We start from the raw sequence: 23,521 nt of genomic DNA, 5'->3' as shown, positions 1-23,521 counted from the left end.
TTTTTGTCGGTGTTGCAACATTTCTTTGTAAACCGTTTACAATTATGATTATATATAAAATAGATCAATATTGCAACACACAAATAGAAAATAATCTAGTTTTTTTATCATTATTTACTTAAATAGTTTTATTTTGCAACACAAAAACAAGAAAAACTCCTAATATGGAGGGGCAAATAATAAAGAAAACTCGTCGATTGACGAGCCTTTGGCGAAGTCAGAGACGTAGTTGCACTTATCTATATTCCTAAAATTGTTCCACTACGTCGAAATTGCTTCCTTGCTAACAATTTATACTTTCCTATATGGTAAGAAAGACCCGGTTTAGAATACCGAGCCTTTTCTATCTGATTTCTATTTATGGCATTTTTAATGTAATGAGGGTGCACTTCCACTACTGTGTAGGATATTCGTTCCACTACGACTTCAGCTTTCGCCACAACGTTGAGCGGTTTATTCCTAATCGACTAGCCGCTTTGGATTGATTTTGATTTTCTTCTTCTAACACGGCCTTTATTACCTTTTGTTCAATCTCCTTTAATGTTCCTTGTAAGGATATACCTTGGTCTGCAGACTGATCTTCATCTTCATATTGAGTCAACAATTGTTCGACTTGAGATCGTTCAATATAATTCCCGTCTGACATCATCGTTAATTCACGGACAACTTGTTTTAATTGACTTAGATTACCTTTCCAATTATATTGTTGCATTTGTCCGACCGCCTCTCGTTTCATTCCCAAAGTTTCAATTCCTTCCCGGGTATGAAACTCCGTAATATAGAAATCGACATATGCTTGGATGTCTTCTTTCCTCTTCCTTAATGGTGGAATGTGTAACGGATACTTCGCAACCTTTTGATAAAGTGCTTCTGAAAGACTACCCTCTGCAACCAAATGGTCCAATGTCCGATTCGCCAACGCAATCACTTTCAAGTTGGTCGCAAAATAAATGACTTGTTCAATAGTTGCTAATATCGTACCAGTCAATTTGTCTATATCTTTTATCACAAGAGTCCCTTTATCAAATCGATTTATTTTTCTCGTCATTGTTGTAAGTTCCGTATCTTTTAGTTTTTCACCATCAATCAAAATCAGAGGTGCATCTTGGCCAAACCGCTGAAAATGTATTTCTTTACCAAGGGTAAGCTTTCCTACGCCAGGTTCACCTACTACACACACAGGTTCATCTGTATCCACATACTGTCCGAGATTTTCTTTTAAGCGATGAGCAAAGGGACTTTCCCCAAGGATTGGTACATGGCCAATACTGTCATAGATAGTAAATGACTGCATTTCTCTATCAATTAAGGAGGAATGAAGGATTAATCCAACAATTCCTTCACGTTCATTAACAACAAATGCTTGAATATCGTAGCCATTATCATCCTCTCTTAATTCAGTCCAATATGTACCTTCACCTGTTAATACCCGCTGAATTAATTGGGCAATACTAGGGGAATTTACGATTTGTTGGTGTTTGATTTCTTGATCAAATTTCACATTTTTTTCGATAATATTTTGCTGTTGATCTAATAGTACAATTGGCAAAGGAGTATTGGTAAAACCATGACGAAGGTAATTAAAACGGCGATTTACTTTACGAAAAAAATGATAAACACGCTTCCCTTCCTCAATTGCATCCATGAGGGCTTCCCTTCCAGATGTTATCAATACACCTCGTAATCCGATTTCTTCGGCAACTTGAACAGTAATAACATCACCAATCACAACGGAATAGTTGTCTTGCTTCAATTGTTGTAAATGCCCTCTAACTTCTTTTCTATCTTTTATCGTTATCATTTTTACGTCAAATTCTAAAATGTTGCAAATGGTATTGGCACCTTCTGAGATATTAGAATAACCAACTAATGCAACACCACTTTCAAGTCCACGTAATAAGGTAAACACCCGAAGCATATCGTAACCAGTAATATCTATATGAACAACGGGTATGGAAATAGCATCTTGAATCATTGTCGCCGTTCCACCACGACTAATCACTAACTGATAGCCTTGATTTTCGGCTTGTTGTGCTATTTTCACCCCTTCTTCCAAATTTCCGATGACAACATCTAACTGAACATCATCCGGAAGTGCCACTTTTTTCGCTAATTCAACTAAACCTGAGTACGGTGCAATCAACAATGCCTTAATCATTCCAATCCCTCACTTGTTGCAAATTTCAACACATCAATTATGTCACAGATCCATGAAGATGTCATCCTTGGAGTGAAATGTGATGTTAGCTTGGTTCTTTTTCACCTTACTATTTGAACTAAGTACGATACTTTTTATCATATTTTCGATGGATATTTAAAACAATCTGGCCCAATTGTGGAACAACAGTCCACTTTAACCCATTCTCTCTCACCCAGAACTAGCATCCATGATGTCCAATCATTGGAAAGAAGGGCACTTACACATACCCCACCCTCACCAACAACCGCCGCAACTTCTCCCGCGTCAATCGCTCCTAATTCCATCAAAAAATTGGATAAGTAAATTCTTTCTCTATTTACATTAGTTGAATAAGACAAACTCCTATCTACATATTCATATTATGGGAGGTGGGTTGATGGATGCACTTACTATTATTGGGGCGTGTACTGTAGGAGCATCGATTGCGGGTTACATATTGTATAAGGGTCAGAAAAAAGATGATGGAAAGTCATTAAAGGAAAATAATATAGAATCAGATTATAACCAGACACCTTTTACATTAAATTATGCTTTCACTAAAACAGATAAAAAACCAGATCTGATTCTTAAAAATATTATAGAGCAAGCTCAAGAAAAACTCGATATTGCTGTTTATACGTTTACTGACCAAGGGATATTACAAAGTATTCTTCAGGCTACAAATCGAGGTGTAAAAGTCAGATTAATTACCGACCGTTACCAATCATCGAAAGCACGTGGCCAAGACAAGATATTACAACAACTAAAACATGCCGGTGTACCAGTGAAAGTCAATTCGCACCGGGGAAGTATGCATTTAAAAATGGCCATAGTAGACAGCGCTATTGTAACAGTTGGTTCTTACAATTGGACTAAAGCAGCTAGAGATAAACACGATAAGATTTTAGTTGTTATGGAAAATGATGAGTTAGCATTAGAATGGACGCACCACTTTAATGCTATGTGGAATAATACGAATAAATATAAGCATTTTGCTGATTCTGAATTAAACGTTTCATGATTTGCTAGATTGAAATACTTCTTTTAAACCCAACCGCTTCATACAATAAATCCGCAGCCAGCTTTTAATAGTTTTAAAGATACATAATATCCGATAAAACCTGTAGTTCCAGTGACCAAATACACTTTATTTGTATCAATCGTATAGCTCATGGACTTTTGACTCCTTTACTCCCTATCTTCTACTTAGTAAATATTTCGACCATCATACACTAAATCAGACAAAAAGCACCCATACAATTCGAGATGGATACAAGTTATCATATAAGGCATGTCCGTCAGTTTTAAAAATTCCGTTGAAAATATAATATTGTTCGTATGATATTTTTCTCGTAATTCTGATATAAAACCTACTGGAACTGTAGATTTAATGACCTTGACAGCGCTGAAATTAAACTCTAGAGCTTTTTTATTACACTCTCCACGGTGACACAATTTGTTGATTTGCCGGGTCCTCCTTCCGCTATTTCCGAGACACACCCTTGCAATTAACCAATCCTTTTGGTGAAGAGTAATCAATGTTCTCATCAAAAAAATAAGCACCCCACTTATTAGACAAAATACGAAATTGGCAGGCATGCTGAATAATACAACATATTCCGGTTATTATATTTACTGACTAACTATACATAGATGATAATGGCGTACTTAAAAAGGAGCGATCACGATGACATTTGAATTTAAAAAGGACAATATTCCATTAGATTCTGCTGAAATAGCAAACCTTTGGACAACCTATATGAACGATAGCATGTTTGTACGTGTATTCCAACATTTTGAACAACATCTTGAAGATCCTGAAATTCGTCCATTGTTAACGTATGCCATCGAACAAAGCACTGATCATTTGAAAAAGATAGACGAAATGTTTAAGGAAGAAAAAATCCCTATTCCAACAGGATTCACAGAAAATGATGTAGACTTAACAGCACCTCGTATGTTTACAGATCCTTTTATTCTGAATTACCTTGCAAACATAGGCAAATTTCAAGCGAATATTTACAGCGTTGCATTAGCTAACTCATCTAGAAGTGATGTAAGAGCATTTTATACAGAATGTTCTAATTTTACTATGGAACTTTATAATCGTTCTGCAGATGTTCTATTAACAAAAGGTATCCACAGTAGACCACCTATTATTCCTTCTCCTGAAAGAGTTGAATTTGTTCAAGAACAAAGTTTTTTGGCAGGCTGGTTCAGTAAGAGAAGACCTTTAACTACAATTGAAATTATGAACTTGTTTTTTAATTTAAAAAGAAATGAATTAGGTCACTGGCTTCTTACAGGCTTTAGCCAAACAGCGAGAATGCAAAATGTTCGAGATTATATGTTAAGAGGAAAACAAATTGCTTCTAAACACGTTGAAATTTTTGAATCAGTCCTGCGCGAAAATGATCTTCCAGTATCCATGATGTCTGATACAGGGGTTACAAATACAACTGCTTCTCCCTTTTCAGATAAGTTAATGATGTTCCACACGACAGCTTTAATTGCTGCAGGCATGGGCTTTTATGGAGCCGCAGCGGGGACAAGTGCTCGAAGAGATGTAGCAGCACATTTTGTTCGTCTATCTGCAGAAATCGCAGGTTATGCTGAGGATGGGGCAAATATTATGATAAAAAACAAATGGTTAGAAAAACCTCCTCAAGCACCAAATCGTGAGCAACTGGCAAATTCAAAAAGAAACTAACAACGATGGAGTTAAAAGGATATGTGCTATTATTTTACAAACTTTTTGCTGGTACGGAGCATTTCCGTAAAGTCTTCCTGTATAAGATCATATAAAAAATGTTCTTGCCGATACCATCTTTCTTACCTTTTCTTGCTCCTCTTTTATTAGTTCGCTATTTTTATGTTTTTGAGATCCCTCTGCTAATTTATCTAAAATGTAATCTTTACAGATACTTAAAAAAGCAGGAACAACGTGAGAATCTCTGTTTAGCTCACTGATTTGCTTCTTTACTTCTTCTTCGTTTCCCGAAAACCATAAGCAGCCGAAAATGTAAGGCTGAGCGATCGAGGATAACATTTCGCTATCTTGGATTTCCATAAAAAAAGCATGTGCTTTTTCATACTGTTGCTTATTAAAATATATAAGACCGAAAACATAATGAATATATTCTTCTTTTTCACGAAACACAGCGCCTTCTAATGGCCATGATTTCTCCTCTAAAAAAGCACTAAAATCCATTTGATTGTTGCCAAATATATTGCTTATTTTATTTTGTGTATGTTGATTTTGAGGATCCCACTGTAAGGAGCGCAAGTAGGCAGTAAATGCTGCTTTGTGTTCTCTTCTTTTTTCAAATACTTCACCAATATCAGAGTGGATTTCCGCACATGTTTTATCAGTAACATCACATTCTATTATACCTTCATTTGAATTTCTACTTTTCATACTTAAGTTCTGATAAAATGCTAGTAATGCTTTATTTGGTTTCTCTTTTTCTTTTTCTTTCCATGATAAGGTATTATGAACTTCTGTTACTGATTCCGGTTCCTGTACTTTTTCTATACACTTCTCCAACCTGTACATAAAGCATCTCGACCAGAGCACATAATCTAAAGCACCGAGTGATTTTGAATCACCTAGTTTATTTACCCTATTTGCGGTTGAAATAAAATTATTTCGTAACAAGTGCTGAATAATTTTTTGTTTGAATTCCAGCTGATGCTCGTGCTTCACACACTTAAATAGGATTTGAATCGTATCGAAATCATTCTTTTCTGCCCATAGCTGAGCCAATTTCATATACGGTTCTTTTCCTAGTTGTCCCTGTAATAATAAAGGAAGCACAAGTTTTGCTTTTTCCTCCTGCTCTTTCCATAACAGGTTCTCTATCAATATGCTGACCATTTCGTATTCTTGTTTTTGAAGCTTCCTTGAATCACCACTAACCTTTCCTGTGAACAAATTGTGGAGTAAATGATACAAATTTTTAATGTGTTGATTAATACTTTCTCTTTGATTAACCTCTTGCAGTAGTTGTTCTGCTTTTTCCCAATCGTCATAAAACCAACAGCTTTCCAGTCGTTGTAAAAGAACATGCTCATATATGGGACTTTTCTTATTTATCATGGAAAAATGGACTTCAGCTTCTTTTACTTTCCCCATCATCATATAACAGAAGAACTTAATACTTGCTACTTGTTCCTTATTGCCAAGGAATGACCCTATCTCATCCAAATAGAATATCACTTGCGTATACTTATGATGCTGTAAATAGATATCCATTAGTATCATTATCTTTTCAAGATTATTTTCCTCTACTGCCGACTTCATTATATTTTCTACTATTTCATTCTTGTCGGCCAATTTTGCTAGTTCCCCTATCTTATATAATAGTTTTTGATTCGTATGGTTTAACTCGTATGCTTGTTGGTAATAGGTAAGCGCTATTTGTTCATTATCAATAAGTTCATGGATCTCTGCTAACGTTTCTAGAACTACCGAAATATGAATTTCTGGTTTAGGTATGGAAACACTTGGATTCCTTTTTATCTCTAAGCATTGTTCAAGATCTCGAATAGCATTTTCGTACTGTTTATCTTGCTTATATAAATCCCCTCGTAAGACGAGAAAATCAGTGTAAGCAGGAAACAATTTCAAGCCTCTTTCCAAAATAGTGAAAGCTTCCTTATATCGTTTTAATGAAAAAAGGTTCCAGCTTAAACATTTATATAAATGAGGAGCAAATAAATAGTTGTTTTTCACGTTTTTGCGTGCACTTTCCAGAAAATGTACACTTTCCTCATACCTCCTTTCATTTAAAAGCTCCATTCCATACATATAATGAAGATAACTATCACCTGGATATTTTGCCATTTCATCCTTTAACAACTTATTCTTTTTATTATTATTTAATAAAGATTGATCAGTGTGTTGAATAATTCTAATTCCTGCATCTTTTATATTATTTAAATGCTCTTCTGGTATTCGCTCAAATATTCTATATTGATACCGATATTCTTTACGATTCCGAAACAATCGCAGAGAATGTACAGGAGACAAAATTTTGTTCTTTTTTGAATATTGATCAATATATAGTAAATATCCCTCAGCATTTGGATTCTTTAAGAGAAGAGGCAATTTTTTCAGTTGCTCCTCCGCAATGGTCTCATTTGCTTGAAGAAATAAGACCCATCTGCCTTGTGCCAAATCTAAACAAGCATTTTTAACTTCACTATTGTCTTCGTTCCATTTCCTTTGATAAACTTTGGCTCCTGCTTTCTCCGCAATATCCACTGTTTGATCTGTTGAACCTAGATCTATCATGATGACTTCATCAGCGACCTCATCCATATTTTCCAGGCATGCTGGCAAGTGCTTTTCATCATTTTTCGTAACCATACATAGGCTTAACTGCTTTTTCTCAGTCATCGATCTAGATTCTCCTCTCCATTCACTTTTAACTGTTCATAAAACTTTTGTGCTTTTTGATAATCTCCTATTAAATAACAAGTGTTACCTACTTTTTGTATAACTTCTATATCATTTGGTTCCATGTCTAAATAAGCCGTGTAAATAGAAATACTTTTCTCCCATTGATATTGCTCATTTAAAAGCTGAGCATAATTATATAATACATCCTTATTGCTTGAATCAAGCTGGTAGGCTTTTTGCAGGTACATCTCTGCATTGTGCCAATCTTTTAGCTGATAGAGTAGTACCCCAATATCATTATAAAGATCAGGATTATCCGGTTCCTTCATTAATTGATCTAGTTTCCTTTGCAAAACTTCAATATGATACATATAACGTTCCTCCCTAGTCAACCTTTTCTCAACTCAAGCTGAATATCTTCTAATGATTCCATAGCATTTTCTAAATGAATAGATACACTTTGACAAACAACATTTAAGTGATGGAAAAAATCATGCTGTAACTGGAACGTTTCCTTAATTTTCTTAGGGGTATCAATTAATCCCTGATGATTCAATAGGTAAAAATAGACAAAGACAATCTGCTGCGTAAAACTACGGTACAACTCATCTGATATAAAAAGTTGATACCTTTGCATATTGTCCTTATATGCCTCTTCTAGTAATTTGTAATATTTTTCATGATCTTTGAATTCAGATATTTGTATCATTTCCTGACAAATTTGTTTTCCTTTAATCGCCTCTTTACGAAGGGTATAAAATAATTGTAAATATTCTTCTATATTTTTTATGAATGCTTGTAACCCCTGTATTCTTCCGGTAATATCAAGTTCTTTCTTTTTGTCAGCAATTAGTTGATGGACACGATTCGGTATCGGTTCTGTACAATACTCCTCCATAACACGCGACAATCGCATACACTCGGTTCCATTAATCTTTGCTCCACCTTCTGTTGCGTTGATTATGTTTTTATAAGAATGAGTGAAAATTTTCCTTTCTAATCCTTGCTTAAAATCAGTCCATAATTGGGTCGAAGGAATCATTGTTCCATCATTACCTTCCACATAAACCACAGGCTTTGACTTTAATACCTCTCTCGCTTTTTTCCCTTTTTCTTCTGAATAAACGGCGTCTTTACTATGGGTAAGGCCTTCAGGACCAAAGGCATAATCTTGACCAACAAAAACAATCGGATTAGCTCCAAGATATACTGCAAGTTCCAAAGCAAGGTGAGACACATTTGCACCTGCATCAATTCCTATACCATCACCAACATATTTATTCACCCAATTGTTGATAGCCTCATTTTTTCGGAAGATAGGGATTTTTTCTCCAGGAAAGGCAGGGTAAACTTGATTATCAACAAGAGCCAAGCTTAATAAAGCAATATCTTCAGGATATTCTATATTTTCAAAGTGATACGTATACGTGTTTTTCGTTCGTTCAATAATCGTTAATATATCGGGTTTTATATGGTTTCTCAACAACGGAACAATCGCTGATTCTGTACTAATAATTAATCCCTTGCCTTGAATTTTCTTTAATTGATGAATGTTTTTATCTAATGAAGGACCATTCGCAACAATGAATGCTGGTATATCCCTATATTGATCTTTTAGACAGCTTAAATATGGACTCTGCACAATTTCTTTCATATTACCGATCAAATTGTTAAAACCGATTAATGTGTCCAAATGATCATTTCCGATATAAAAAACAAATAATCCTAATTTAGAAAAAATATATTGATGAATTTCTAAGTATTGAGGTTTAAAATTTCTTAATGCGATTGGGGTAAATGCAAGAACCGGGGAAGTACAATTAGCGAAAATAATACTAAAAAACAGCTGTTCAAAAGCTTCAGTAAAATGTTCAACATCACCAATAAGAAAAGCGATTTTTTGTGTATGGATAATGGGTTCTAGATCAAAGTAGTAGAGCATTGCTGTAAAAAGGGAAATATCCTCTTCAAAAAGTACAACTAATGTATGGGGCTGTTTTTGTTTAAAAATTTCAAATAAAGAATAAGCAAAACCAGAGCCATACATAAAAATGGCCCCTTTACCTTGTAGAGAAAGGGTATCACACCACTGCTTAGCTTCTTGAACTGGTCGTTCACTCGTAATTTGAAAACTCGTATTTTTATCATGATATTTGCATAGAGGCATGCCTTCATCATTATAGGTAACCTGAACCTTTTCCCAAAGTTCTTTTTCATCGATTTGAAGTACTGATTCCCTTAACCATGGCGATAGCAGCTGTACATTTTTCTGAAACATCTCTTTTGTTTCATGCTCGTTTGCAATAATCATAAATCATCCCTCTTTTCATACCATTCATTAATGAGGGGGGAAAGTTTAAATTCTAATAGGTCTGTCAATCCAATGACATCCTTATTTTTCAAAGTTTCATATATCTTGTCTAAAACTTTCACTAGTTTATCTAGGTGTTCTTGTGGCTCTCCACTATATTGGTGAAATTCGGTTAACATTTCAATGTCGTCTATACTGTGAAGAAAATGATCCAGACCAAGATGATCATTTCCACTTCTAAACTGCTCAATCGAAGAAAGTAGAGCTCTATCCAATCGTTCCACTCTTTGTTGAAAAGCAATGGACTCTTTCATTACTATTTATTCTCCTTCATCAAATAATTTTTTCCAATCTTGCATTTGGTAATTTTCTATATTTTTCAACGTGTAATAAACCGTTGCTTGCATTCTAGAATCAAATAGGTTTAATGCATGCCTTTTTTCCATTAACTCTTCTTCTGTAATAAAAAGCGTTCGTATATTCTCGGATTCCTTTTTCATTTGAGATAATAATTTTTTTAATTTAATCATTTGAGAGGTGTATTGAAATACGTTTGTCACTCTCTCTTTCAGTTCATTCGAATAAGCTTCGTGATCAGCTTGAAAGTTTTCATTTATTCTCATTTTCACACTCCTTTTAACAAGTACTGCAGCCTCTACCGACTACATTTGACAATGTTTACATAATCAGGAGCATAAAGCTAATGGGATTCTCCATTATGTTGCAAGTATACTGTTCTATTATATTTTCCGGCACATTTTTCGTGACTAAAGCCCCCTGCTATCAGTGCTCTTTTCTATAACTCTCTCCATTTGTTCTCTACAGTAGTTTATTCCCTTTTACCTTGCTTGAGCCCTTCTTAAGATTGAATTTCCTTAACATATCCTTCCCCTAATACATAGAATATATGGATTAACTATAAGTTCGTGTAAATGGGAAACACAAAATTTAAGGTTATGTGTAGTCAGAACCCCATTTTTATTACTAATATCGCAATCTCTAATACACTACTACATATTTGGCATTTGGAGTGATCGTTATGTACGAAAGGGATGATGATAATATAAATTGTTATTTATCTGATAAAGATGGTAATATCATAAGCTTGGATGACCCGGATGCGATTGTATTTACTGAACTCACATCTCCTACGAATCGTCCTAAAAAACCAGTCAAGCTTCCATCTGGACAAACGGTTAATTTGGAAGAAGTAACTTTCTCGTTACAGGGCTACATTGCTTTTTCTAGTAGTGAAAATCAACCATCTACCCCTGTCCCTTTTAAAACTATTAAACAACTCTACCTTTTTGCTCCAAGCGGGACTGATTTAGCTTTTAAGGTACAGAATTTTTATTGTAGGGTTATCCCTACCTTCCAAAAAGGAAGAAGTGTTATGGAAAAACTAAATATTTTTATTGATATGGATACAATTGTTAGTGCCGAAGCAAAAACAACCATCTCTATTTTTGCAAAAGAACTTTATGGGAATACAGAAGAGAAACATCCTGTGTGCATAAATGTAAACCAAGTCTACGATTTTGTATGTTTCCATACCGAAATTGCTGTAACTTATGACATAATACCGATTGAAGCAGAAATTTATCAATATAATACAGTGTCTGATGGGATAAGAAAGACATATACGAATGAAGATGAATTGACGATGTACGGGGATCGGGGCATCCTAAATCCAGAAGACGTTTCTTATTTAATCCTGTACATTAATGGTGTACTGCAGCCCAAAACAAACTATACAGTTGAAGAGGGGATGTTAACCCTTACAACCTCAGACGCCCCTTTAGAAGGATCTCCGATTATTATTCAGTTCATTACATTAAAAACTCCTGATGACCATATTATTGAGGTAGAAAATAATCAGTATAATACGATTTCCGATGGTGTGAAAAATCAATATACAGATGCTGATGAAATAATAGCATACGGTGATAAAGGTATCCCAGACCCAGAAGTTGTTTCTTATTTTAATTTATTTATTAATGGTGTGTTACAACCACAAACAAACTATACAGTCGAAGAAGGAATTTTAACCCTTACAACCTCAAATATACCTCAAGAAGGAGCACCAATAATTCTCGAATCATTAACAATTAAAGATACAAATGATAAAGCCTTTGATACGGAAATTTATCAATTTAACACGATTGGAAATAGTAAAAAAGTTTACACGAATAGTGATGAATTAACCATGTACGGAAATAAAGGAATACCCAATCCAAAAAATACATCTTATCAAAACCTTTTTATCAACGGGGTGCTACAACCAAATATCAATTATCTCGTGGAACAAGGGTTACTTTATTTAAATACAACGGATACTCCATTAAAAGGAGCACCCATTGTTCTGCAATTTATTACAGTTTTTAATAAAACCTAAACCTGTTCGTCTCTTCAGTATTAGATTTCTCGAAATTAATAAAAGTTTAAGCACTAAATTTAAAGATTATTTCAAATGTATGGTTACACAATTGCCTCAATCAAATGCAGTCCTATCCTCATACAATGTAGAAGGGAAGGGAGGGTAATTTATGGCTACAGAACTTTTTAAACTCGTCATGTCTGCTAATACAACCACAGATACCAATCCACAAATAGAGAAATACTTTTATAATTTAAGTGAAGATGAGAGAGCAGGTGACACTGTAACTATACCTGCGACAGAATTTACAGACGATGCAGGGAATACAATGACTGGTAACCTGACAACCGCTTCAACAGACAATGGTTACTATTTATTATTTGTCAATGGAGTTTTACAGCAGTCAAGCTTATTTACTGTGAGTTCAGGTGGATCCCAAGTAGCAATTACTCAAGCATCTACTGTTCCTGTTAGTGCACCAATTACTTTAGCAGTTAATAACTTCGCACCGACTTCTTCAACTAGTGTAACTTCATAATAGTGTTGAATTAATATGAAAAGGATGTGCCCAAGCCTACACATCCTTTTTATAATGTAATGCCAAAAAAAAAGTATTAGTTATATTAGGTTTCATCTTTTAGCAGTGAGGCATTTTATGTATGAAATAGCAGTATATTTTTTACATGTAAAAAGACCTTCCACATACAGCAAATCTATAAATGGTTGTATATGGAAGGTGTCTTTTGATTATATAGCTTATTCAAGTAAAGCGCCTCGTTTGCGGAAAATCAAAATCTATTAAAAAACAAATCTAGTGCCTGTCCCCCATTAAGAGATGAGGAACAGACACAATAGTCACTTAATATATCTTGCGAAGGGGAATAATTTGCCCTCTAATTTCTCCGCCAGGATATTGTTCGGTATGAGCATTTACATACGTCCATTTTTTTCGCATTAGTTTTAGCAAGTCGTTGACATTTTTCACACCTGCTTTATTAGGAACGATGTCTTTATCTGTAATAACTCCCGTAACTACTCCTCGGCGAGTGGTTATCCCATTTTGATCTTCTAAAGTCGCTAGATCAGCCCCAAAAAGGAAGGCTAGAACGGGCCCATTTTCACCTCGGGCTCCAAAATGAATATGCGCTTGAATAAAATTTCTAATATCGTTGACTTCTAGCTCAAATTTAATTTTTGTACGATCCTTATTTGCGATAAATTTAGCTGTTCCAAAAGCATCTGTCCTTACTGGAGGGACTTCGTTTTCCCCTCTTAACTTAGCAATAAATTCCTCCATAAATTTCACCCCCTTACTATACGGTATGTAAATTGAAATAACTTGTATAGGTAAGGGGATTAAGGGCTAAGAAGAAGGCAAATGATATAGGTTATAAAATTAGAGAAGAAAAGCTTTCTAAATGGTTAAAGAAAATGATTTTTAATCCTATTGGTCTGGTATTAATGATTCTATAACTCATTACCCGTTATATCACAAAAGAATAATTAAGTTAAAAAAAGGGGGCTAATAACCCCTTTTTTTAGTTTGAAGATAAGATATCTTAATAAAATGATAATACTTGGGCAACATGATGTTGAGGTGATTATATGAATAATGAGGATTTAAAATTCACATCGGCTGAAATAGGAACATTGTGGGGTGAATATGTTAATGGCACAGCCGTTGATATTGTAAATAGATATATGCTATCCATTATAGAGGATGAGAAGATAAAACTGCTCTTCGAAGATGCAATCAACACATTTGATAAACAAAAAAATCAAATAAGACAATTTATTGAAAACGAAGGATTTCCAGTACCCGTCGGCTTTACTGAATCCGATCTTAACCAAGGGACCAAAAGGTTATTTTCTGATATCTTCTGTTTGCACTATTTACATATTATGACATTGCATGGTTTACTTGGGCATTCAACATCGCTTAGTTCTTCTGTTAGGGAAGACTTGCGACACTTTTACGATTCATGTAGTAATGATGCGATGAGTATGTATCATCGAACTACTGAATTACTACTCGAAAAAGGGCATTTTCAAAGAGACCCTTACTTTTACCCTGAAGAGAATCCTGAATTTGCTTCAGGACAGCAATTTATAGATGGTTTTTTTGGGGATAAGCGTCCTTTAGCATCAACAGAAATTATTGCCCTTTCTCTTAATTTGAAAAAGAAAATAATGGAGAAATCACTTTCCATTGGATTTAGTCAAGTAACACAATCAAAAGAGGTTAGAAAGTTTTTAGAGAGCATACAGAACGCTTCGGACCAGCAAATTCAATCACTAAGTAAAATACTAAAAGGAGATAATTTGCCTGTTCCTATGTCTTGGGAATCCGAGGTTACAACTTCCCAAGATTCTCCTTTCTCAGATAAGTTAATGTTGTATCATATTGGTTTCTTATTACAATCTTCACAAGCTTATCATGGTTCAGGTCTCGCATCTGCAATGCGAGTAGACCTAGTGACGACTTACGAAAAAATAATACTAAAGAATCTAATGATTACAAAAGAATGGTTCAATTTAATGACCAAAAATAAATGGTTAGAACAACCACCACTTGCTCCAAACAGAAAAGACCTTGCTAGAGACTAAAAATGAGTTAGGTATTAAGTATTTATAATAAACAAGAATGTATTTGAAAAACTAAAAACTATCTTTAGGTTATCAAAAAATAAAGTTTATAAATAAATCAGGATGTCATTTTAAAAATATAGCCCCTCAAAGAAGAAGGGCTTTACTTCATTTGATCACCGACAGTAAGGACTTTGTCTTATTGTGCAAAATCATCCAATGCAACATTAGAGATTAATTCCATTGGCTGTTTCCCAACAGACTTACAATATTTGTGCATGTCACGAATTCGAATTCTCGGAGGTTCACCATGTAAGACGTATTTTCCGTCAGGGTATAGGCGATCATATTTATCCATAAAATCTCCTTGGTTGTGCATATTAGCTCGTTCCTTTCTGATTGCCGTTATTCCTGTCGAGCTGTTCTTAAATTCAAAAGGACCTAACTTGGACATATATTTGCACACCTCCAGACATGTACTTATCCACTAAGATGACTATAACGGTGATGCGCTTGATCCATAGAACTCTGACTGAATATTTAAATTCCCTTTATAAAAAAGTTAGGGACATTATTCAATTGGCTCGTAGAATGTAATTAAATTGCGATGTAAATCTAAAGCTGGGAACTCACGCGTTCCCCATGGTGTTTCTTCAATCACGGTTGTTGGACTGTAAAGTACGCCTTTATTTTTATATTCAGTGAAAAGGTCGTTAATCTTCTCTACTCCTATTCTGCAACTCGCTGTTCCAGCAAGGAAGCTTTCAGCTCCACTTAAAACAGGCCTATCTGACATATCGCGTGATTGCCACCCCTTATCGTTTGCAGCCCATAGATGAATTTCCACCTCATCACGAAATAGTAATGCAAAACTTGAATCGTTATACCGACTTGTGAAACCAAGCTTATCTTCATAAAATTTCACTGCGTTGTCTATTTCATATACTGGGAGGTACGGTATTGTTGTTTTCATTCTCACATTTTTCAACTCCCTTCATAACACTGTTCATCCTAGGTAAATTGTATTGAAAATACTATGTTTTATCCAATCTTATAGTTTCGTTAAACAAGCCATTTAAAAATATTGAATAAACATTCCATCTTATACAATATTTTAACACACAAGAATTTTATATACTTACACATACCCCACCCTCACCAACAATCGCTTTAACTTCTCCCTCGCCAATCGCCCCCAATTCTTCACCGCATGCACCGACACCCCTTCACTCTCCGCAATCTCAGGCAAAGACCGTTCCCGCAGCACATACTGCTCAAACCAAACCCACTGCCTCTCCGTCAACACCTTGCGAATCTCAGCCAACACACGCTCATCCATCCCAAGCACATCCTCACGAACCGCATCATCCACACGCATCCGCTGCATCCAATCCCGATACTGCTCCAGCTTACGATTATCTTTCCTGATCTTATCCAAAAAAGTCCGACTCACCGCATAATACGCATACGTCGAAAACCGGGACAGCGAAGCATCATGCTCCTCCCAAGCCCGCCACAACGCAATACATCCCTCCTGATAAAACTCCCCATCCGCATCACGAATCCCATATTTATGTATCAAATGAAAAATAATCCGCTCATGCTTCTCCAACACTTCATCAAACACACATTCCTTCAACAACAATACCCCTATATGCAAAGGCACCCTCACTGTTATTCCGCGGTACCCCAAGCATATAAAAGCACACCCCAACCGTCACATCCCCAAACATCCCGCCACCCACGACCAAAAACCCAAACCTTTTAAGAAAAAGTAAGAAATATATCCAATTCCCTGCTTGTTAATATGACCGCCAGAAGTCCTGGCCAAAATCTATTTATCGAAATAGACTGGCATGCATAAACATGTAAAACAGCTTTGGAGTGCACACTATTTCGCATTCTATTCTCAGTTTCTCACAGCTTTCTTTCCTCATACTGCCATTAGAACACTTTTATTCGCAGTTTCTCTCGACTTTTCCTTCCCATAATGCCTTTAGAACACTTTTATTCGCAGTTTCTCTCGGCTTCCCTTTCCCATAATGCCTTTAGAACACTTTATTCGCAGTTTCTCTCGGCTTCCCTTTCCCATAATGCCTTTAGAACACTTTCATTCGGAGTTTTTCTCGGCTTCCCCTTCCCATACTGCCATTAGAACACTTTTATTCGCAGTTTCTCTCGGCTTCCCCTTCCCATACTGCCTTTAGAACACTTTTATTCGCAGTTTTTCTCGACTTTTCCTTCCCATAATGCCTTTAGAACACTTTTATTCGCAGTTTCTCTCGACTTTTCCTTCCCATAATGCCATTAGAACACTTTTATTCGCAGTTTCTCTCGGCTTCCCTTTCCCATAATGCCTTTAGAACGCTTTTATTCGCAGTTTCTCACTAATCCCCCTCCCAAACTGCCATTAGACCCCACCCAAAAGCACTAATCCTAAAAATACACAGTGATTCTCACCGTACATCAAACCGCCCCTAATTGATCAGGGCACCTTCTGCCAAATGGCTTCCACTTTCTCATTGATCGATTGGAACTCGGGTACTGGCGTCTTTTCATCCGACAGCTGGTATTTTGCTTTCAAATCTGTGATGCGTTCCACACTTTCGTCAATCCTGTCCTCGCTTATTTCCCCATTTTCAACTGCCGCTTTCAATTTATCAAAAACAGTGGCAGTCAAATCTGGATCATGTGCAACAAGCAATATATCTCCGCCCGCTTTCACTGTCTGGACTGCTGCATTAGCAACACTATAATGATCCGTAATCGCGTCCATCGTTAAGTCATCGGTAATGACGACACCATCAAAATCATAGTCCTCTCGCAATATGCCCGTGATTACTTCTTTCGACATGGACGCAGGATAATTTGCGTCGATTTGCGGCAGCAGAATATGGGCGATCATGCTGACATCGGCATTTTCCGAAATGGCTTTTTGGAATGGCACAAGTTCCAATTGGGACAGCTCCTCGTAGCTTTTATCGACCTTCGGGAGTTCTAAATGGGAATCCTTGTCCGTATCCCCGTGCCCAGGAAAATGTTTGATGACCGAAATAATCCCTTTATCCTGGATTCCTTTCATCGTCTGGATACCCAGCTTGGTAACGATATCCGGGTTATCACCAAACGAACGGTCGCCAATGACAGGATTATTCGGATTGCTATTTACGTCAAGCACAGGTGCGAAGTCCAAATTGAAACCGAACGCTTGCAACTGCTCAGCGAGGATCGTACCGACATGGAAGGACACATCCGGATCGTTCAGTTTTCCAAGCGAACCGCTCGTCGGCAGGCTTTTCACCCCATCAGGCATTCGTGTCACATTGCTGCCTTCTTCATCGACTCCCAGCAATAACGGGTAAGGATTGTCAGCATTCACAGCTTTCATATCATTTAAAAAATCAACGGTTTGAGTCTTACTTACGATGTTATTAGCAAATAAAATGATACCTCCAACGTGATATTTCTTAATGATGCTTTTTGTTTCGTCGGTCATTTCCGTACCATCGACCCCGCTAAAAATCATTTGTCCAATTTTTTCATCAAGGCTCATACCGTCAACTCCGCTCATTTTCTTTGATAATGAAATATGATCCACCTCAGGGTTATCTGAATTATCGGCAGGTTCCGGCAATATCCATTTCAAAACATAATCGTCGGAAAGGTCATAGACAAGAATGATTTGATGATGATCTTCGTCTTGATAGTAACGTGTATCATCCGGCTTTTCATATGATCTAATCGTATCCAGATCGAACGACGTGTATGTTTTCTGCGCCGAACGCACATCGGACACCATATCGTCTGTAATCCCGACATCGATGTCATGTGACGGATAGTTCAAAAAAAGGCCAACATCCGTATCAGCGATTTCACCCGGTTCTCCCCAAGCTTCTTGCACATCATCAGCAGTCGTTTCACCAACGATGATATTGCTGTCCAAGATTTTCCCTTGTTCTGCCCATTCGAATATGTTGTCCAAAGATGTTCCCAGCTCCGGGACCTCTTTATTTTCATTACCCGGTGGTGTAATCTTCGGTTGATGGTCTGCTTTTTTATCATTCGTATCATCACCCGAGAAATGGATGAAAAAGAAAGCCGTCCCAAGAGCAATGATTACTATAACGGTGATACGCTTGATCATAGTCATTCCTCCGAATTTAATATAAAACTCTTTTTAATCTCCTACTAAAATTATAGTTTCTAGTTAGTGAAACAAGTCACCATATTATTTATATATTACTGGTGTTTATTGTAGAACACTTTTTTGATTCATAAAACTCTATTTATCTTAGTTAAAATACAAGCAACCTGCTGATGTATTTCTATTATTTGGAATCTCATCCCTCTCCTTTCCTATGTTATGATATAAACGTTATTTTATAGACAGAAAGGATTTAGATTTATGGAGAGATTAAGGTTTTTATTAGTTTTTAGTTTCATGTTTATTTTATCAGCATGCAGTATGAATAACTCTTCTGATTCTTTAGATAAATCGGAAGTGTGGGAGCAATCACTTGAGGCTATGGAATCATTAGAAAGTTATACAATGAATTCTAATTATATGACAACTGTTGATGAACTAGAAATTTCCATTAATGCTGAAGGTGATGTAACTCACGAACCTGATGCTGTACATGGTACAGTTCAGGTTGGAATGCCAGGATTGAATTTAGACGTTGAATCCTACATTTTGGATGATAAACATTATACATATTTATTGGGTCGATGGTTAGATTTCCATGCTATGGATTTACAATTTGACAATTTCAATTTAAAGAATGAAAGCTACTTTGAAAATTTATCAGAACTTATGGATGAATTTGAGATGGAGGAAACAGACGATGAATATATTTTAACGCTTTCCGGCGAAGGCGATAAGTATAATAAGTTAATGGAAGATCTTATAGAATCTTCAAGCTCTATTCAAGATCAATCAGTGGATATGCAAACCACAGATATAGAAGAGGTTAAAGAAATTGAAGTTATTATTCATGTAGATAAAGAGGATTTCTTACACAAAGAGGAGCTTATCGTTACAGAATTGGAAGGTGCTGACATTACTAATGCTCGTATAGAAACAAGTATATCTAATGCGAATCAATTGGAGCCTATCGAAGTACCTTCAGATGTAGAAGAAAATGTAGTAGATACTTATCAATTGCAAGAGGAATTTATCGAAGACATTCCACATGATATCAGTTTTAACATTCCTAAAATCACTTCCATTCCAGAAGGTTACTTTATAACTGATTATAACTATGATGATTCTTATGAAGAGTTGTACCTACACTATCAAAACGTTAAGGGAAGTGAGATTGGGTTAATTGTATCTCCAATGGGAGAAGGAGTTACTTTTGGAGATTTAATGTTAGAAGAGGAAGAAGAGTTGAAAGTTCAAGGTTATCAAGGGGCTATTGATGATGGATATGACTATATTAATATTAACTGGGAGCAGGATGGACTATTAATTCAAGTCGTAGGTGTAAAACCATATTTTACCAAAGAACAAGTATTAGAAATGGCTGAAAGTGTTAAATTAGATTAGTTTCAAATGCTCCAAGACCCTACTCGTAATAATCATAAACGGGTGGGGTTTTTTGGCTTAATGTGCTTATTTAGTGCTTCTCTCCCGTTTGTTATTTAGTCACTCAGATACTAGTGTGATTGGCGAATTAATCTATTATACTAAAAAAAGCAAAAGTCGATGAAATAATCAATGAGATTAACAGCATAAAAGGACTATGTCGCTTAAAAATAAGACAAACTAGCAAAACAAAACTTATAGGTGCACCGATTCTACCATTATTGATCTTATGTTCATGATGGTATTTTTTATGCAAAACCCTTTAATATCAACGTATTAGTCTACGGAAAAAATATTAACTATTATATTTAATCATTTCACGAAGCTCCAGCATCGATCAATCCCGCAGCACATATGGGAATCGACAGGCACAGGGAACTTAGTGCCTGTCCCCCGTTCCTTACATTACAAAGCGTGGTCGATTGGTATTTCTTTTCCTGACCATACTCGTTTTGATGTCCATTCCATTGGCGGCTCACTCCAAAACGGATCAGACTCTAGTAATCCCAATGGCAGGAAGCCTGTTGAACATAAATAAACACTACCTGTAGAAATATACCCTTCCCCTATCTCTGGTTGGTGTCCGCAAAATCCAATCGTTAACCATCCTGATTCGGTAAAAGTTCCAGGTGCTTCTAAAGTTCTCTTCATAACTGCAGTTAAAGCACTTCTCACTTGTGCAGGCTTTAATTCACTAGGCAAATCACCACGAAGTGCATGCTGAGCTAAAGATTGAAATACACCAAAGCGATAGGCTAAAGACCTGCCGACAGGAGGAAAAGTTCCCTCTGGTGAAATCGTTCGCTCCTGAATCACCGCATATCGTTGTGACCTTTTTATAATGGATTCTTTAAGCGCTTCCCAATCTCTATACTCAGCGCCAACTGTTTCTATCAAATCTACTAACATCGGATGTATGACAAAACTATTGTAGTAGTCATGGTGATACTCCGGGCCATCGCTGTACACACCATCCCCTAAATACCATTGTTCAAATTGCTTCATAGCATAATCTATCCGCATCGGATCCCAATCTTTTTCACCGGCTTTGTATAAAAATGCTTCAATAATTGCTGAAAATAATAGCCAGTTTGAAAATACCGGTTTTCTTGTTCTTGTAGCTTTCAACGCAAGTATCACATTTTGCTTTACTCGAGCATCAAGCTTTTCCCATAATTCATTCGGTGCTCTTAACAATGCATGCGCTAAAAAGGCAGTATCTACAATTGGCTGAAAATCATCGGAAAAGTTCATGTAATCCGGTGATTGTGGATCTGTTCCAGCATCCATTGCCGCTCTTGCTAATTCAGCATATTTTACTCGGAGCTTTTCTTCCTCATTATTTTCACACACTTGTTCAAGCCATGGTGCCATGCCTACTAATAAGCGCGCCAATGCTTCTAGATGGGAAAATTGCTCCCGATTGGTTCCTTCCTTCATCTCGACCGGCATTTCTTTTTTTAATGTTCTATCCTTCAAGTGAAGAAGGACCGGATTTGCTATTTTCAACATCGAATGCAGCCAATATTCTCGCTCTTTATTGTTTACCATTGTCATTTTTTCACCCTCTTACTTTCATTAGAAAAACTCAATATTTCGAAAATTGAGATAATTATACTTTTCTATAATATATAAGAAAGTTATAGAAGAGTAAACAATTTAATACAAACTTTTCCTAACATCCAATAACTCAAATCTCTTTAACCTTTTATTCCGCCAATCATAAATACTTCATCCTGTTGGAGAGTGGCCCGTTTTCGCAAAAAAGTGGCCCATTCCATAAAAATAATGGCCCATTTCTCCTAAAAAGTGGCCCCTTTACTTGAAATAGTGACCCCTTTGTTTCTTACCAGCGCCTCAACAGAATGTGGAAGTTGATACAGCGCGAACACCACTCGAAAAAAAGAATCAAGACAAAAGTTATCTGCTAGCTTTTGTCTTGATCTTTTTTTTGCGAGAGTGACAGAGACCCAAACCAAATTACTTCATCATCCACTCTAGAGCATTTTGAATATAATAATCCCAGAAGTCCCAGTTGTGATCCCCTTTTCCTTCCTCATAGACCACATTCACCCCAGATTCTTTAAACCGGTCTCGAACAGATAGATTCATAGAATATAAGAAATCTTCGGTTCCACATGCTTGATATAATTCTGGAATAACACTTGATTCTTTACAACGGGAGTATAAATAAAATAAATCTGCCTTACTTCCATTTAAATGTTCTGGTTTTTCAAATATATCTTCCCATTCAAACGGGCCCTTCATATTCCCTTTTTTTACTTGATCATAGAGCATGGCAATATCTAATGCTCCTGATAAACTCGCCGCTTTAGCGTATTTTTCAGGATTAGAAAGTGCCAAATACCAGGCGCCGTAACCACCCATGGAAAGGCCTGCGATATAGGTATCTTTCCGTTCCTTACTTATCGGAAAAATGCTAGTCACAAAAGCAGGAAGTTCTTTTGAAAAGAATGTGTAATAGGCACCTCCATGTTGCATATCCTGATAAAAACTATTATCAGCCGATGCCATCACAACAGCACAACCGTATTTTTTCGCATAACGTTCAATATTACTAAATCTCACCCACGAACTATAATTTCCATATGCACCATGCAGAAGATAAACAACAGGAAGTCCTTGTTCATAGTTATAGGAATCTCGCGTTTTTTTATCTGTAATTTGTTCATTACCTTCAGGTGTAGGAATAATCACATTAATATCTACCATACGTTTTAATGCAAAACTAAAATGAGTGCAACTTATTAAAGCCATTACAAAACTCCCCCCCTGTATTCAGTGGAATGCTTACCATTCCAATGTAAGTACGTTAGATTTCAACTATATTTCCATTAGTCTATGGTAAAATTTCAATTTTTTATAGCTACTTTATCTGAAGTTTTGTCAGATAATAAATGTATTTTTACATATAAAAATAGAGTTTGTCTACTTATCATAAATTTTGACTAACATACATGACATTTTCTTTGCTTATAGATGACCCGCGAGCGTATCCTCCTTATAAAATATATTTTTCTTTTCTTTACTTTCTTCTCCTTTACTTTATTCATTTA

Annotated in this window: 20 protein-coding genes and 1 pseudogene; 6 read left to right on the top strand and 15 right to left on the bottom strand. The window is 36.1% G+C overall.

What is annotated here, in order from left to right:
* Positions 1 to 418: 418 nt before the first annotated feature.
* Both GHD00_RS11105 and GHD00_RS11100 read right to left on the bottom strand, forming a co-directional pair.
* On the bottom strand, positions 419 to 2,158 hold the full coding sequence (locus GHD00_RS11105) for a sigma-54-dependent transcriptional regulator (protein WP_163538228.1): 1,740 nt from the start codon (positions 2,156 to 2,158) through the stop codon (positions 419 to 421).
* 137 nt (positions 2,159 to 2,295) lie between these two features.
* Positions 2,296 to 2,538: a hypothetical protein gene (locus tag GHD00_RS11100; protein ID WP_163538227.1), complete on the bottom strand. Its 243-nt coding sequence runs from the start codon at positions 2,536 to 2,538 to the stop codon at positions 2,296 to 2,298.
* A 38-nt stretch (positions 2,539 to 2,576) separates the two neighbouring features.
* Here GHD00_RS11100 and GHD00_RS11095 point away from each other — a divergent pair, with 38 nt between their 5' ends.
* A complete protein-coding gene (locus tag GHD00_RS11095) occupies positions 2,577 to 3,200 on the top strand; it encodes a phospholipase D-like domain-containing protein (protein WP_163538226.1) in 624 nt (207 codons plus the stop codon).
* Between the two features lie 234 nt (positions 3,201 to 3,434).
* Here GHD00_RS11095 and GHD00_RS21110 read toward each other — a convergent pair.
* Positions 3,435 to 3,636 (bottom strand): annotated as a pseudogene (locus GHD00_RS21110) (UDP-glucose 6-dehydrogenase); the annotation flags it as partial.
* Positions 3,637 to 3,866: 230 nt separating this feature from the next.
* Here GHD00_RS21110 and GHD00_RS11090 point away from each other — a divergent pair.
* On the top strand, positions 3,867 to 4,889 hold the full coding sequence (locus GHD00_RS11090; protein WP_163538225.1) for a DUF3231 family protein: 1,023 nt from the start codon (positions 3,867 to 3,869) through the stop codon (positions 4,887 to 4,889).
* Between the two features lie 87 nt (positions 4,890 to 4,976).
* Here GHD00_RS11090 and GHD00_RS11085 read toward each other — a convergent pair whose 3' ends face one another.
* Genes GHD00_RS11085 through GHD00_RS11065 form a run of 5 tightly spaced genes read right to left on the bottom strand, consistent with a single transcriptional unit; the run spans position 4,977 to position 10,517 of the window.
* Positions 4,977 to 7,580 carry a glycosyltransferase gene (locus GHD00_RS11085; RefSeq protein WP_163538224.1) on the bottom strand — a complete coding sequence of 868 codons (2,604 nt, stop codon included), beginning with the start codon at positions 7,578 to 7,580 and terminating at the stop codon, positions 4,977 to 4,979.
* Entirely contained in the window at positions 7,577 to 7,954 is a 378-nt protein-coding gene (locus tag GHD00_RS11080; RefSeq protein ID WP_163538223.1) for a TPR domain-containing protein, read from the bottom strand. The genes GHD00_RS11085 and GHD00_RS11080 overlap by 4 nt, the downstream gene beginning before the upstream one ends.
* A gap of 17 nt (positions 7,955 to 7,971) precedes the next feature.
* The gene (locus GHD00_RS11075; protein ID WP_163538222.1) at positions 7,972 to 9,894 is read right to left on the bottom strand and encodes a motility associated factor glycosyltransferase family protein; all 1,923 of its coding nucleotides are present in this window, start codon (positions 9,892 to 9,894) and stop codon (positions 7,972 to 7,974) included.
* On the bottom strand, positions 9,891 to 10,208 hold the full coding sequence (locus GHD00_RS11070) for a hypothetical protein (RefSeq protein ID WP_163538221.1): 318 nt from the start codon (positions 10,206 to 10,208) through the stop codon (positions 9,891 to 9,893). Before GHD00_RS11070 ends, GHD00_RS11075 begins: the two co-directional genes overlap by 4 nt.
* A gap of 6 nt (positions 10,209 to 10,214) precedes the next feature.
* The gene (locus GHD00_RS11065) at positions 10,215 to 10,517 is read right to left on the bottom strand and encodes a hypothetical protein (protein WP_163538220.1); all 303 of its coding nucleotides are present in this window, start codon (positions 10,515 to 10,517) and stop codon (positions 10,215 to 10,217) included.
* Between the two features lie 416 nt (positions 10,518 to 10,933).
* Between GHD00_RS11065 and GHD00_RS21105 the strand changes: the two genes are divergently transcribed.
* Both GHD00_RS21105 and GHD00_RS11055 read left to right on the top strand, forming a co-directional pair.
* Positions 10,934 to 12,289: a DUF4183 domain-containing protein gene (locus GHD00_RS21105; protein ID WP_163538219.1), complete on the top strand. Its 1,356-nt coding sequence runs from the start codon at positions 10,934 to 10,936 to the stop codon at positions 12,287 to 12,289.
* 151 nt (positions 12,290 to 12,440) lie between these two features.
* The gene (locus tag GHD00_RS11055; protein WP_163538218.1) at positions 12,441 to 12,809 is read left to right on the top strand and encodes a DUF4183 domain-containing protein; all 369 of its coding nucleotides are present in this window, start codon (positions 12,441 to 12,443) and stop codon (positions 12,807 to 12,809) included.
* Positions 12,810 to 13,130: 321 nt separating this feature from the next.
* Here GHD00_RS11055 and GHD00_RS11050 read toward each other — a convergent pair whose 3' ends face one another.
* Positions 13,131 to 13,568, bottom strand: coding sequence for a CHRD domain-containing protein (locus GHD00_RS11050; RefSeq protein WP_163538217.1), 438 nt, complete (start codon positions 13,566 to 13,568; stop codon positions 13,131 to 13,133).
* 308 nt (positions 13,569 to 13,876) lie between these two features.
* Between GHD00_RS11050 and GHD00_RS11045 the strand changes: the two genes are divergently transcribed.
* Positions 13,877 to 14,878, top strand: a complete 1,002-nt coding sequence (locus GHD00_RS11045; RefSeq protein ID WP_163538216.1) for a DUF3231 family protein — start codon at positions 13,877 to 13,879, stop codon at positions 14,876 to 14,878.
* A gap of 178 nt (positions 14,879 to 15,056) precedes the next feature.
* Here the strand turns inward: GHD00_RS11045 and GHD00_RS11040 are convergent, their stop codons facing one another.
* The 4 genes from GHD00_RS11040 to nagZ form a co-directional block, all read right to left on the bottom strand.
* The gene (locus tag GHD00_RS11040; protein ID WP_163538215.1) at positions 15,057 to 15,311 is read right to left on the bottom strand and encodes a hypothetical protein; all 255 of its coding nucleotides are present in this window, start codon (positions 15,309 to 15,311) and stop codon (positions 15,057 to 15,059) included.
* Between the two features lie 117 nt (positions 15,312 to 15,428).
* On the bottom strand, positions 15,429 to 15,836 hold the full coding sequence (locus tag GHD00_RS11035; protein WP_163538214.1) for a VOC family protein: 408 nt from the start codon (positions 15,834 to 15,836) through the stop codon (positions 15,429 to 15,431).
* A gap of 159 nt (positions 15,837 to 15,995) precedes the next feature.
* Positions 15,996 to 16,496: a sigma-70 family RNA polymerase sigma factor gene (locus tag GHD00_RS11030; RefSeq protein ID WP_240468670.1), complete on the bottom strand. Its 501-nt coding sequence runs from the start codon at positions 16,494 to 16,496 to the stop codon at positions 15,996 to 15,998.
* Positions 16,497 to 17,342: 846 nt separating this feature from the next.
* The gene (gene nagZ / locus GHD00_RS11025) at positions 17,343 to 19,001 is read right to left on the bottom strand and encodes a beta-N-acetylhexosaminidase (protein ID WP_163538213.1); all 1,659 of its coding nucleotides are present in this window, start codon (positions 18,999 to 19,001) and stop codon (positions 17,343 to 17,345) included.
* 261 nt (positions 19,002 to 19,262) lie between these two features.
* On the opposite strand from nagZ, the gene GHD00_RS11020 reads away from it, so the two are divergent.
* Complete coding sequence (locus GHD00_RS11020) at positions 19,263 to 20,405, top strand: DUF6612 family protein (protein ID WP_163538212.1); 1,143 nt, start codon at positions 19,263 to 19,265, stop codon at positions 20,403 to 20,405.
* 444 nt (positions 20,406 to 20,849) lie between these two features.
* Here GHD00_RS11020 and GHD00_RS11015 read toward each other — a convergent pair whose 3' ends face one another.
* Both GHD00_RS11015 and GHD00_RS11010 read right to left on the bottom strand, forming a co-directional pair.
* On the bottom strand, positions 20,850 to 21,995 hold the full coding sequence (locus GHD00_RS11015; protein ID WP_481810387.1) for a DUF2264 domain-containing protein: 1,146 nt from the start codon (positions 21,993 to 21,995) through the stop codon (positions 20,850 to 20,852).
* 429 nt (positions 21,996 to 22,424) lie between these two features.
* Positions 22,425 to 23,222 (bottom strand): alpha/beta hydrolase, encoded by a 798-nt coding sequence (locus GHD00_RS11010; RefSeq protein WP_163538210.1) that lies wholly within the window; start codon positions 23,220 to 23,222, stop codon positions 22,425 to 22,427.
* Positions 23,223 to 23,521: the final 299 nt, after the last annotated feature.

Origin of the sequence: Gracilibacillus sp. YIM 98692 (assembly GCF_010993965.1) — a bacterium.
Lineage (GTDB): Bacteria > Bacillota > Bacilli > Bacillales > Amphibacillaceae > Gracilibacillus.
The sequence above is the reverse complement of the archived record's forward strand: the minus strand, read 5'-3'. Positions and strand labels throughout refer to the sequence as shown.